Origin of the sequence: Hyunsoonleella sp. 2307UL5-6 (assembly GCF_047345485.1) — a bacterium.
Classification (GTDB): domain Bacteria; phylum Bacteroidota; class Bacteroidia; order Flavobacteriales; family Flavobacteriaceae; genus Jejuia.
In genome coordinates, this window is sequence record NZ_JBLFEN010000002.1 from 522,245 (window position 1) to 534,080 (window position 11,836).

General features: G+C 34.6%; 13 protein-coding genes. 7 read left to right on the forward strand and 6 right to left on the reverse strand.

Translation table 11 applies throughout. From position 1 onward, the window contains the following. The first annotated feature begins 75 nt into the window (after positions 1 to 75). From thiC to moeB, 7 genes are all read left to right on the forward strand, one after another. Entirely contained in the window at positions 76 to 1,938 is a 1,863-nt protein-coding gene (gene thiC, locus ACKGJY_RS05765) for a phosphomethylpyrimidine synthase ThiC (protein ID WP_413972908.1), read from the forward strand. Positions 1,939 to 2,159: 221 nt separating this feature from the next. Further along, the gene (locus tag ACKGJY_RS05770; protein ID WP_413972909.1) at positions 2,160 to 2,750 is read left to right on the forward strand and encodes a thiamine phosphate synthase; all 591 of its coding nucleotides are present in this window, start codon (positions 2,160 to 2,162) and stop codon (positions 2,748 to 2,750) included. 6 nt (positions 2,751 to 2,756) lie between these two features. Beyond that, positions 2,757 to 3,539, forward strand: coding sequence for a hydroxymethylpyrimidine/phosphomethylpyrimidine kinase (locus tag ACKGJY_RS05775; protein WP_413972910.1), 783 nt, complete (start codon positions 2,757 to 2,759; stop codon positions 3,537 to 3,539). Between the two features lies 1 nt (position 3,540). Next, positions 3,541 to 4,197 carry a thiamine phosphate synthase gene (gene thiE / locus ACKGJY_RS05780; protein ID WP_413972911.1) on the forward strand — a complete coding sequence of 219 codons (657 nt, stop codon included), beginning with the start codon at positions 3,541 to 3,543 and terminating at the stop codon, positions 4,195 to 4,197. A 12-nt stretch (positions 4,198 to 4,209) separates the two neighbouring features. Then, positions 4,210 to 4,980 (forward strand): thiazole synthase, encoded by a 771-nt coding sequence (locus tag ACKGJY_RS05785; RefSeq protein WP_413972912.1) that lies wholly within the window; start codon positions 4,210 to 4,212, stop codon positions 4,978 to 4,980. Between the two features lie 36 nt (positions 4,981 to 5,016). Beyond that, positions 5,017 to 6,186, forward strand: a complete 1,170-nt coding sequence (gene thiH / locus ACKGJY_RS05790) for a 2-iminoacetate synthase ThiH (RefSeq protein ID WP_413972913.1) — start codon at positions 5,017 to 5,019, stop codon at positions 6,184 to 6,186. Between the two features lie 4 nt (positions 6,187 to 6,190). Next, complete coding sequence (gene moeB, locus ACKGJY_RS05795; protein WP_413972914.1) at positions 6,191 to 7,255, forward strand: molybdopterin-synthase adenylyltransferase MoeB; 1,065 nt, start codon at positions 6,191 to 6,193, stop codon at positions 7,253 to 7,255. A gap of 36 nt (positions 7,256 to 7,291) precedes the next feature. Here moeB and arfB read toward each other — a convergent pair whose 3' ends face one another. Genes arfB through ACKGJY_RS05825 form a run of 6 tightly spaced genes read right to left on the reverse strand, consistent with a single transcriptional unit; the run spans position 7,292 to position 11,802 of the window. Then, on the reverse strand, positions 7,292 to 7,702 hold the full coding sequence (gene arfB, locus ACKGJY_RS05800; RefSeq protein ID WP_413972915.1) for an alternative ribosome rescue aminoacyl-tRNA hydrolase ArfB: 411 nt from the start codon (positions 7,700 to 7,702) through the stop codon (positions 7,292 to 7,294). After that, the gene (locus ACKGJY_RS05805) at positions 7,702 to 9,249 is read right to left on the reverse strand and encodes a DUF4301 family protein (RefSeq protein WP_413972916.1); all 1,548 of its coding nucleotides are present in this window, start codon (positions 9,247 to 9,249) and stop codon (positions 7,702 to 7,704) included. The genes arfB and ACKGJY_RS05805 overlap by 1 nt, the downstream gene beginning before the upstream one ends. Beyond that, positions 9,249 to 9,818 (reverse strand): AAA family ATPase, encoded by a 570-nt coding sequence (locus tag ACKGJY_RS05810; protein WP_413972917.1) that lies wholly within the window; start codon positions 9,816 to 9,818, stop codon positions 9,249 to 9,251. The genes ACKGJY_RS05805 and ACKGJY_RS05810 overlap by 1 nt, the downstream gene beginning before the upstream one ends. Then, on the reverse strand, positions 9,779 to 10,411 hold the full coding sequence (pnuC, locus tag ACKGJY_RS05815) for a nicotinamide riboside transporter PnuC (RefSeq protein WP_413972918.1): 633 nt from the start codon (positions 10,409 to 10,411) through the stop codon (positions 9,779 to 9,781). The genes ACKGJY_RS05810 and pnuC overlap by 40 nt, the downstream gene beginning before the upstream one ends. 42 nt (positions 10,412 to 10,453) lie before the next feature. Then, complete coding sequence (locus tag ACKGJY_RS05820) at positions 10,454 to 11,179, reverse strand: geranylgeranylglyceryl/heptaprenylglyceryl phosphate synthase (RefSeq protein WP_413973000.1); 726 nt, start codon at positions 11,177 to 11,179, stop codon at positions 10,454 to 10,456. Next, positions 11,176 to 11,802 carry a 4'-phosphopantetheinyl transferase family protein gene (locus ACKGJY_RS05825; RefSeq protein ID WP_413972919.1) on the reverse strand — a complete coding sequence of 209 codons (627 nt, stop codon included), beginning with the start codon at positions 11,800 to 11,802 and terminating at the stop codon, positions 11,176 to 11,178. Before ACKGJY_RS05825 ends, ACKGJY_RS05820 begins: the two co-directional genes overlap by 4 nt. Positions 11,803 to 11,836: the final 34 nt, after the last annotated feature.

Consider the following 11,836-nt stretch of genomic DNA (forward strand, 5'->3'; position numbering starts at 1 on the left):
TTAGCCATAAGCTTGTAGCAAATATTAATAACACATTGCTAATGGCCAAAAGCCAAAAACAAATAGCTTAAAAACATGAAGAAAAAAGACACTGCACCTAAACAAAACGGTATTACAAGACACCCGTTTCCTAATTCTAAAAAGGTATACATTAAAGGACAAATACATCCACAAATTGAAGTCGCTATGCGAGAAATTGCATTAAGCGATACGGTGGATTCTATGACGAAAAAGAAAACCCCTAACGAACCTGTAACCGTTTACGACACCTCTGGACCGTACACCGATCCAAACAAAGAGATCGATATCCATAACGGTTTGGAACGCATAAGAGAACAGTGGATTTTAGAGCGTAATAACGTAGAACAACTAGATGCATTTTCTTCAAAATACTGTAATGAGCGTTTAAACGATTCTAGCTTAGACCACCTACGTTTTAATCACCTACATAAACCTTTACGCGCTAAAAAAGGCGAAAATGTTACCCAATTACATTACGCTAAAAAAGGCATTATTACACCAGAGATGGAATATATTGCCATTCGTGAAAACCAGCGAATCGACGAAATGACAGAAATTAGAAAGCAACATAAAGGCGAGCACTTTGGCGCTTCTATTCCAGCAAAAATAACTCCAGAATTTGTACGCGAAGAAGTTGCTAGAGGTCGTGCTGTAATACCATCAAACATCAATCATCCAGAAGCAGAACCTATGATTTTAGGGCGTAACTTCTTGGTGAAAATAAATGCTAATATTGGTAATTCTGCAACAACATCTTCTATTGAAGAAGAAGTAGAAAAAGCCGTTTGGGCATGCCGTTGGGGTGCTGATAATATTATGGATTTATCTACTGGAGAAAACATTCATGAAACGCGTGAATGGATTGTACGTAACTCTCCAGTACCAATTGGTACTGTGCCAATTTACCAAGCTCTAGAAAAAGTAAATGGTGTAGCAGAAGACTTAACTTGGGAAATTTTTAGAGATACCTTAATAGAACAGGCAGAACAAGGTGTAGATTATTTCACCATACACGCAGGCGTATTATTACGTTACGTACCTATGACGGCAAAACGGGTAACAGGTATAGTATCTCGTGGTGGTTCTATTATGGCAAAATGGTGTTTAGCACACCATAAAGAAAGTTTTTTATACACGCATTTTGAAGATATTTGCGAAATTTTAAAATCGTACGATGTTGCCTTTTCTTTAGGAGACGGCTTACGTCCGGGTTCTGTTGCTGATGCCAATGATGAGGCACAATTTGCAGAATTAGAAACCTTAGGGGAATTAACACAAATAGCCCGCAAGCACGAAGTACAGTGTTTTATAGAAGGGCCAGGTCACGTGCCAATGCACATGATTAAAGAAAATATGGAGAAGCAAATAGAAGTTTGCGACGAAGCTCCTTTTTACACCTTAGGCCCTTTAACAACAGATATCGCACCGGGTTACGACCACATTACCTCTGGTATTGGTGCCGCTATGATTGGTTGGTACGGTTGCGCCATGTTATGTTACGTAACGCCAAAAGAACACCTAGGATTACCAAATAAGGAAGATGTTCGTGTAGGCGTTGTAACTTATAAATTAGCAGCACATGCAGCCGATTTAGCAAAAGGCCACCCAGGATCACAACATAGAGACAACGCACTTAGTATGGCACGTTTTGAGTTCCGTTGGGAAGATCAGTTTAACTTAGGTTTAGACCCAGAACGCGCAAGAGAATATCATGATGAAACACTACCAGCAGCAGGTGCAAAAATTGCACATTTTTGCTCTATGTGTGGCCCTAAATTCTGCTCTATGAAAATTTCTCAGGAAGTGCGTGATTTTGCCGCTGAAAATAAAATTTCAGACGAAAACGAAGTCATCCAAAAAGGTATGGAAGAAAAATCTAAAGAATTTAAAGAAAAAGGTAGCGAAGTTTACCTATAATATAAAATTTAGAGAGTTCCCACGCTTAGAAAAAAAGCGTGGGCGGGCTTTCCGTTGCAATCTTTTGCAAAAAAGCAAAAGGATTTACACTGCAATCCCTAACTCGAAAGATACACCTGAACGTATAATTTATAAAACATCTGTTCATTATAAAAAAAAGCCACTTAATACAGTCAAGGACTTAACTTTATATAAAAAACGGATAATATAAACACAAAAAAATGATTGTTGTAATAGCTCCAGAAAACGATGTTGCTAACGAAATAGAAATCTTAACAGGTTTGTTCGAAGAAGGCTTATACTACTATCATTTGCGTAAGCCTCATAAAAATTACGAGCAACACTGCGCGTATTTAAATCAAATAGACGTTCAATATCACAATCGTATCGTAGTGCATTACCATCACAAACTAGTTAATACATACAATTTAAAAGGCATACACTTTCAAGAGCAAAAACGTAAAGACCATATTGACAATCCAGGGCACTATTTTAAAAGTTTAAGCATGTATGGTAAAACGATAAGCTCCTCCTTTCATGAACCCGAAGATCTCACTAGCTGTGATTTTGAGTTCGACTATCATTTATTAAGTCCTGTATTTTCATCCATATCTAAACAAGGCTACGAAGGCCGAGGTTTTGATGTAAATCATATCGATAAAACCATAATTGGTATGGGCGGTGTAACACCAGATAATTTAGATAAATTTGACGCCTTAGGCTATAAAGGCGTTGGCGTATTAGGAGGCATTTGGAAAGCAGAACATCCAGTAGCCACATTCAAAAAAATGAAACACCATTTTAGCAAGTAAAACGTATTGAATCAAAACCACTACATACTAACTATTGCAGGCCATGACCCTAGTGCAGGTGCAGGATTAACTTCAGACGTAAAGACCTTTCAAGCACATGGACTGTATGGGTTATCTGTATGTACAGCAGTAACCATTCAAAACGACATTGAATTTAAAGACTGTTTATGGACGGCAACACCAGTAATACTTTCACAAATAAAAACACTATTTAAACGTTTTAGCATTACCACGGTTAAAATTGGTATTGTAGAATCATGGCATACATTACTCAATATTTTAGAACAATTACATGTATTAAACCCGAAAGTCACTATTATTCTAGACCCAGTATTAAAAGCAACAGCAGGGTACGATTTTCACATTACCGAAAACCAAGACCTCTTAGACCAAATATGGCAAAAATGTTTTATTGTAACACCTAATTACAACGAAATACAACAATTGTATCCTAATTTAAGTATACAAGATACCATATCGCATATCAGTAGTTTTACAAATGTATATTTAAAAGGCGGACATCGAACAGACAAAAAAGGTTGGGATACCTTGTATTACAACAAAACACAGGTATTAAACATACATCCAAAAACAGCACATATCTCAGAAAAACATGGAAGCGGTTGTGTACTATCGGCAGCATTGGCTAGTAATATTGAATCACAATACCCTTTAAAAGATGCCGCTATAGAAGCAAAGGCCTATACTGAAACTTTTTTAAACTCAAACCGTTCGCTTTTAGGCACTCATACCCAGAATACAATTCACACTCTATCAAATTCCAAGTAAAATGATCATACCAAAACTACACTACATATCGCAAGGGCAAACGCCAAAAGATCATTTAGAAAATATACAGAAAGCATGTTCCTCTGGTGCGGAATTGGTACAATTGCGACTAAAAGGGCTTTCAGAAAAAAAGGTATTACAATATGCTGAAAAAGCTAGAGAAATTACCAGTCATTTTCAAACCCGACTCATCATTAACGATCATTATAAAATTGCTAAAACCATAAAAGCAGATGGTTTACACTTAGGTAAAACCGATACTTGCCCTTCCATCGCTAGAAAAACACTTTACAGTTGGCAACTTGTAGGAGGTACAGCAAATACACTTAAAGACTGCCAAACACTACTAAAGAAAGAAGTAGATTATATAGGTTTAGGCCCATTTAAATACACCAATACAAAAGCAAACCTTAGTCCTATTTTAGGATTAGAAGGCTATACTAAAATTATAGATACCCTTAAAACAAACACGCCTATTTTAGCTATTGGAGGGATTACCATAGATGATGTTGCCGCTATATTAAACACAGGAATTTCTGGAATAGCCATTTCTGGCACCATAACCAAAAATTTTAACACTATAACAATTTTGCACAAACTGCTTAACGCATCTGCAACACAAGAACAACGCTACACCTTTAAAACAGCCAGTAAATAAAAGCAAAATACCATGAATGATACTTTAAAAATAGCAGATAAAACGTTTCAATCTAGATTATTTACAGGTACAGGTAAATTTAGTACCTCAGCACTCATGCGAGAGGCACTTCTGGAAAGCGAAAGCGAACTGGTTACTGTGGCTTTAAAACGTGTAGATGTAGATAATATAGAAGACGACATTTTAACACACCTTGCCCACGACACTATAAATTTACTACCTAACACCTCTGGTGTGCGTACTGCCGAAGAAGCTGTATTTGCAGCACAATTATCGCGAGAAGCATTAGAAACCAATTGGGTAAAACTAGAAATACACCCCGACCCCAAATACCTACTTCCCGACCCTATAGAAACACTTAAAGCCGCTGAAGAATTAGTAAAATTGGGCTTTGTAGTTATGCCGTACATACATGCAGATCCTGTATTGTGTAAGCGTTTAGAAGAAGTAGGTGCGCAATGCGTCATGCCCTTAGGAGCACCTATAGGTAGTAACAAAGGTTTAAAAACAAAAGAATTTTTAGAAATTATAATAGACCAAACCAATGTACCTGTTGTTGTAGATGCTGGTATAGGCGCACCATCCCACGCTGCTTATGCTATGGAGCTTGGTGCAGATGCTGTTTTGGTTAACACCGCTATAGCAGTATCGCAAAACCCTATAGCCATGGCGAGAGCATTTAAAATGGCTGTAGAAGCTGGTCGTACAGCATACGAAGCAAAACTAGCTCCTGTAAAACAACACGCAGAAGCAAGTAGCCCATTAACCAGCTTTTTAAGCTAAACATTAAGATTAGGTAATACGTAATATTAAAATACGATGCGCCAAAACACAACAGATATTAAATCAGCTAAAGTGAATAGTGAAAATTTAGATACTAATAGCTTCACCTCCCTTTTTAATACTTATAATTGGGATGATACACTTAAAAGTATTTTTAATAAAACGGAAAGTGACGTTTTAAGAGCCCTTTCTGCTAAAAAACGAGATCTAGAAGATTTTAAAGCACTCATTTCCCCTGCTGCAAAACCCTATCTAGAGCAAATGGCGCAACAAAGTAGCCTGCTTACAAAAAAACGTTTTGGCAATACGATACAAATGTATGCCCCCATGTATTTAAGTAACGAATGCCAAAATATTTGTACCTACTGTGGTTTTAGTTTAACCAATAAAATACCTCGTAGAACACTTACCGATAAAGAAATTTTAAAAGAAGTTGCCTTTCTTAAAGCCAAAGGCTACGACCATATTTTACTCGTTACAGGAGAAGCCAATAAAACTGTTGGTGTAAATTACATAAAAAATGCGATAGCACTTATTCGTACTAATTTTTCTAATATTACTATAGAAGTACAACCCTTAGACCAAGAAGAATACGAGTTACTTATAGCACATGGCTTGTATGCTGTTTTGGTATACCAAGAAACCTACCATAGAGAAGAATATAAAAAACACCACCCAAAAGGTAAAAAATCGAATTTTGATTATCGTTTAGAAACACCAGACCGCTTAGGTAAAGCAGGTATTCACAAAATAGGTTTAGGTGCACTTTTTGGTTTAGAAGATTGGAGAGCCGATAGTTTTTTTACGGCGTTACATTTAAAATATCTTCAAAAAAACTACTGGAAAACCAAATATTCTATATCATTTCCTAGGTTACGCCCGCATAGTGGCGGCTTAGAGCCTAAAGTAGAAATGACGGATGCCGACTTGGTACAAACCATATGTGCCTTTCGTTTATTAGACGAAGATGTAGAACTCTCTATGTCTACCCGAGAAAGTGAAGTATTTAGAAATAACATCGTAAAACTAGGTATTACCTCCATAAGTGCAGAATCTAAAACCAATCCAGGAGGTTATGCTGTAGAACCGCAATCTTTAGAGCAGTTTGAAATCTCAGACGAGCGCAGTACCGAAGCTGTTGTAGATATATTAAAAGCTCAAGGACTAGAAGTGGTTTGGAAAGACTGGGAACAATTTAGCCACTAAATATATGCTGAGTAAAGACGAAAAAAAACAATACAACCGTCACCTTATCTTAGATGCTATAGGTATTGAAGGTCAAGAAAAATTAAAAGCAGCTAAGGTTTTAGTTATTGGAGCAGGAGGCTTAGGTTGCCCCATTTTACAATACCTTGCAGCAGCAGGTGTTGGCACTATTGGCATTATAGATAACGATACGGTAGACCAAAGTAATCTACAACGTCAAATTCTATACACACATGATGATATTGGTAAACCTAAAGCACAAGTTGCTGCTACAAAACTTGCACGTTTAAATCCGTTTGTGCAGTTTAACACTTATATCGAAATGCTTACTAAAAGTAATGCGCTAGATCTTTTTAAAGCATATGACATTATTGTGGATGGTAGCGATAATTTCCCAACACGGTATTTGGTAAACGATGCAGCTGTACTTACAGGTAAACCTTTGGTATTTGGTGCAATTTTTAAATTTGAAGGACAGGTAAGTGTATTTAATTATAAAAACGGACCAACATACCGCTGTTTATACCCAACTGCGCCACAACCAGGTGCGGTACCTAACTGCTCTGATATTGGGGTACTTGGTGTTTTACCAGGAATTATAGGCAGCCTACAGGCTAATGAAGCTATTAAAATAATCTGTGAGATTGGAATACCACTTTCTGGAAAACTACTTACTTACGATACATTAACACATCGTCAATTTTTATTAGATTTTGAAAAAACGGATGAGGCGAATATCACCACTTTAGAAACGAATTACGACAGTTTTTGCGGTATCAAAATAAATGAAACTATTGAAGATATTGCTTTAGACACTATTAAAGAGCACCCAGATTACTACAACTTATTAGATGTAAGAGAGGATAATGAACGTGAAATATTTCATATTGGAGGGCAACATATTCCTTTAGGCGAATTACAAAATCGTTATACAGAAGTAAATAGCGCAAAACCTTTAGTGGTGTATTGCAAATCGGGTATGCGAAGTGCAAAAGCTATCGAGATATTATCTGATTTTGGATTTAAAAATCAATTACTAAAATTACAGGGTATTCTAGAAGAAAACTAATGGTCTCTTTCTTATTAACTAACGCTATAAAATTGATCAATCAACATCTGGCCTACGCCTATTAGCCTTTTTTTCAGAATTGTACTTTTTATTTTTTAATCGTTTACGAATTATAGCTCTCGGTATTTTTGTTGGTATACGTTGTTTTTCTTCTACAAAAACAGCTTTTATCAACTCTAAAAACCGTTTTACAACTATGGTTTTGTTTTTATGTTGACTGCGCGATTCGCCACATTGCAGGATTAAAACACCATCCTTAGTTAATCTATGTTGAAGTTTAGTTTGGATAGTGCTTTTCTGCGATTCATCAAACACCTTAGAAGTATTTACATCAAAATACAATTCTATTTTAGAAGATACTTTATTAACATGCTGCCCACCGCTGCCAGAACTTCTAACAGCTTTAAACACTAATTCTTTTAATAAAATATCTTCATCAAACATCATTAACTTTGGTGCGCAGGTTTTAATAAGTCGTTCACCGTTTTTACTGGGTTAAATGTTTCTACAGGTACCTCAACAAAAATAGAATTCCAATGTGCCATACTACCATTCCAAAGTCCTGGTAATTCTAATACTTTTATATCTATTCCATTTTGCGTTTTCATAGTTATAAACGCTGCGTTAGGGTCTACATAATCTAACAAATTAAAAGCTTCTCCTTTATAATTTTTAATACCACAAACCAAATCAGTCGGGTTAAAATGGGTAGCGTATTTTGCTATGTCTGCTTGTTGCGTATTAGCAGTATCAATTTGTGCAAATTCTACAATTTGTAAGGATGTTACATTAGTATCATCTTTTACCCAAAACGGACCGCCACCAGGTTCGCCTTCATTTTTAACCATGCCACAAACACGTATAGGTTTGTTTAGTTTTTCTTTTAAATAGTCACGCTTTTTATCTTTAGAAAAACTAGAAAAATCATCATTTAACACCACATTAATGCGGTTGCTTACAAATGTTGCTATGTCTTGTAGCATTTCTTCAGTGATAGCATCATCATCCAATGCATTTAAATGTGAAAATATAGCGTCTTGTGCTTTTAATAATACACCACCTAACAGTTTTTTATACTCTGAAGTATATTTATTTTTTTCTGCAACAACCATATTATCAATATTTTTTATAAAGACTACGTCGCCATCTAAGTCATTCAAATTTTCTAATAAAGCACCATGTCCTGCAGGTCTAAATAAAATAGAGCCATCCTCATTTCTAAACACATCATTACTTGTTGTAAGCGCTAATGTTTCGGTAGTTTCCTTTTGATATGAATAAGAAATGTTAAATACAGTATTGGTTTCTGTTTCTAAACGATCTTTAAAACGTTTTAATTCAGATTTAAAATAGTCATGATGTTTCTCTGAAACTGTGAAATGTAAATTTGCATTTCCTTTTGACGAAGCATACAATGTAGCTTCATACAAATGCTCTTGAAATGCTGTAATAGCAGCATCGGGATATTTATGAAATGGCAAAAGTCCTTTTGGTAAAAAACTATAATTTAATCCGTTTTCCTGTAACATCAATTCTACAAAAATGACTAAGCGATGTCCTTCTTCTAAATCTTGAAAATTAGGATGTATATCTTTTACTTTTAAAAGTACTTCCTCATAAAACGGAAAATCTTTTAAATGCTCACTAAACACTTTTATTAAATTATCATCTTGATCTTTTATATAGTCTTCTAGCGTAGCTTTTGAAGGGTCGAAATTACTTAAAAACTGAAATAAAAACTTAAACATTCTTGATGCTGCACCAGAAGCAGGCACAAATTTAATGATAGTTTTATTTTCTTTTTTATCATTATAGTATGAAATTAAGTCTTTTGACTCTGATTCACTAAACTGCTCTATACCTTTACCTATGGTTGCTGCAGCTACCAAATTAGAATAAGACATACCGTTTTTTAATAGTGATACTTGTGCTTTAACTTGAGCTTCAGTAATACCTTTACTTTTAATTTGATTAAGGTCGTTTTCTGTAAACATTAGGGTTTGGTTTTAAGTAAATTATCAATATTGCTAATTGCTATTTTAAGGCGTTCTTGTTTGTTACCTTTAAGTAATATATAAGTTTTATTTTGTTTAATTAACTCATCTTGAAAGGCTTTAAACATCACTTCTCTTTCATTAGGTTTATCCCGTAAATCATCAGCTTCCCAAGGCGTGTCAATATAAGTTAAAAAATACAAATTGTAAGTATTTTCTAAGGCATATTTTTCTAAAACAGGATCGCATTTACCAATGTAATACGCTTCAGAATACACCTTAGTTTCCAACAAATCTGTATCACATATTAACACTGAATCTGTTTTTTGTGCTAACTCGTTTTCTAATCTCATTTGGCCTTCTGCAATAGGTAACAAATCTTCTGGTTGACACGTTTTACGTTCGTTATTCCATTTATTTTGAAGATACGCACGCGCAAATTCTGGTACCCAAACAGAGTTATAATATCGTGCTAACTGACGAGATAATGTAGTTTTACCTGTAGATTCAGGACCAAATAAAACTACTTTTAAGCAGTTGCTAGGGTGCTGTTTAAGTTTTTCTTCCATGCGAGATAGCCAAAAATGGCAATAAACGTAAATATAAAATATTGAAAACTTGTAAATGTTAAGCCTTTGTAAAAATATAGCGGTACAGATATAATATCACCAATTATCCAATATATCCAATTTTCTAACTTTCGTTTAGCCATAAGCCACATCCCAACAAAAAATATAGCGGTGGTTAAAGTATCAACATACGCCACCCAACTAGTCCATTTATCAAATGTTTGGTAAATTAAAAAAACAAAAAGTAATGTAGCAATAAACAAGGCTATGCTTATTTTTTTTTCGTTAAACGTAGTTCTAGAAATTGGTGTTACCTGTGTGTCATCAACTTTTTTCATCCAAATGTACCAACCGTAAATACTCATTATAAAATAATAAACGTTTATCATCATATCGCCCAATAATTCCCATTTTAAAAGTAGATACACAAAAATTAAAGTACTTATTATTCCTGTGGGGAATACTAGTATTTTATTTTCCTTAGAAAACCAAACCGATAGAAACCCAAAAAATACGGCAATAATTTCTAGAACAATATCTACACTGTCGTATTCTGAATATTGCCCAAATAGAACATCAAAAATTAGGTTCATACCCGTGTATTTGTGATTTAATGATTTTTATAACATAACAAATTACTTACTCAATATATCAAAAAAAGATTCGTCTTCTTCAAAAGCAGTCCCAACTATAACCATATCTGCTCCAGCCTCGTAAGCTTCTTCAATTTGTAATTTAGAGCGCATACCGCCACCAATAAGTATTGGAATTTGCACCTCTGTTTTTACAGCTTTAATAATAGTTTTAGTTAGCGCTAATTTAGCACCACTTCCTGCTTCTAAATACATCAATTTCATTCCTAATAATTCGCCTGCTTTTGCAGTATCAACAATTAATTGAATATTGTCTCTAGATAATGCCTTTGTATTTGTTACTTTTTGTACAGCTGTTGGCACGCCACTTTCAATCAAAATATAACCTGTAGGTATTATTTCTAAATTAGTACCTCTTAATTTTGAAACTGCCTCTACATGCTTACCAATTAAATAATCTGGATGCCTCCCAGAAAGTAGGGACAAAAATAGTAGTACATCTGCTGTATCAGTAATTTGAGATACATCACCCGGAAATAATACTATAGGTAAATTAGTGTATTTTTTAATTTCCAATACTAAAACCTCAGTAGCAGTAGCATCCACAATACTGCCACCTACAAAAATATGAGTAGCAATAGATGTATTTATTTTTTTAGTGAAACTTTCGGTATTAGCCAATTCAAACTTATCTGGGTCAATTAAAACCGCAAATAGTTTTTCGCCTTTACCAATTTTATCAAATATGTTTTTATAAATAGACATTATGCAATGGCATAAGCACAAGTAAAACCTTCAAATTCTAAAAACTCAATAGTATATCTACTTTTCTTCTGTTTGTAATCTACCCAGGCCACAGTATTTTCATCTTCAACAGAAAAAGGAATAACCAAACAATGGTCTTTAAAACTCAAACCTGGTGTACAGTATAGTTTGTATAACGACTCTTTTACACACCAAATTATAGTAAGTTTCTTTACGTAATCTTGAGACGTTTCACTTAAATAATCAAACTCATAATCCACAAATTTATGTGCTATTATCGAAATTTTTTCGCGTTGTTTTTCCACATCAATTCCAATAATTAAATCGCTTATTATTACCGCCGAAAAATTAAAAGAGTGTGATATTGAAATTTGTTTTCCATCTTTTAAATGAGGTTTACCAAATTCGTCATAAAATAAGTCTTTATCGGTATACCCAAATGCCCTAAGCAACCAGCGTACACTTAAAAATCCGCGTTGGTGCAACTCGCTCTTCATACCTAAAACCCGCTCTAAAGAGTTTGGTTTCAAATCTACTACTGCCATTAATTCGTCGTAAGTCTCTGTAATCTTCCAGATTTTAACAGTAGTTTGTGAATTTGGACTTATGGTTTTATATAAAGGCATTTAATATTCTAAAACTTAATAGTTATCTTTGCAC

Coding starts and splice junctions, on each gene's coding strand:
- arfB (WP_413972915.1), bottom strand. CDS start 7,702: ATGATGTTTGATGAAGATATTTTATTAAAAGAATTAGTGTTTAAAGCT.
- thiC (WP_413972908.1), top strand. CDS start 76: ATGAAGAAAAAAGACACTGCACCTAAACAAAACGGTATTACAAGACAC.
- ACKGJY_RS05825 (WP_413972919.1), bottom strand. CDS start 11,802: ATGCCTTTATATAAAACCATAAGTCCAAATTCACAAACTACTGTTAAA.
- ACKGJY_RS05785 (WP_413972912.1), top strand. CDS start 4,210: ATGAATGATACTTTAAAAATAGCAGATAAAACGTTTCAATCTAGATTA.
- thiH (WP_413972913.1), top strand. CDS start 5,017: ATGCGCCAAAACACAACAGATATTAAATCAGCTAAAGTGAATAGTGAA.
- moeB (WP_413972914.1), top strand. CDS start 6,191: ATGCTGAGTAAAGACGAAAAAAAACAATACAACCGTCACCTTATCTTA.
- ACKGJY_RS05770 (WP_413972909.1), top strand. CDS start 2,160: ATGATTGTTGTAATAGCTCCAGAAAACGATGTTGCTAACGAAATAGAA.
- ACKGJY_RS05810 (WP_413972917.1), bottom strand. CDS start 9,818: ATGGAAGAAAAACTTAAACAGCACCCTAGCAACTGCTTAAAAGTAGTT.
- ACKGJY_RS05805 (WP_413972916.1), bottom strand. CDS start 9,249: ATGTTTACAGAAAACGACCTTAATCAAATTAAAAGTAAAGGTATTACT.
- thiE (WP_413972911.1), top strand. CDS start 3,541: ATGATCATACCAAAACTACACTACATATCGCAAGGGCAAACGCCAAAA.
- pnuC (WP_413972918.1), bottom strand. CDS start 10,411: ATGAACCTAATTTTTGATGTTCTATTTGGGCAATATTCAGAATACGAC.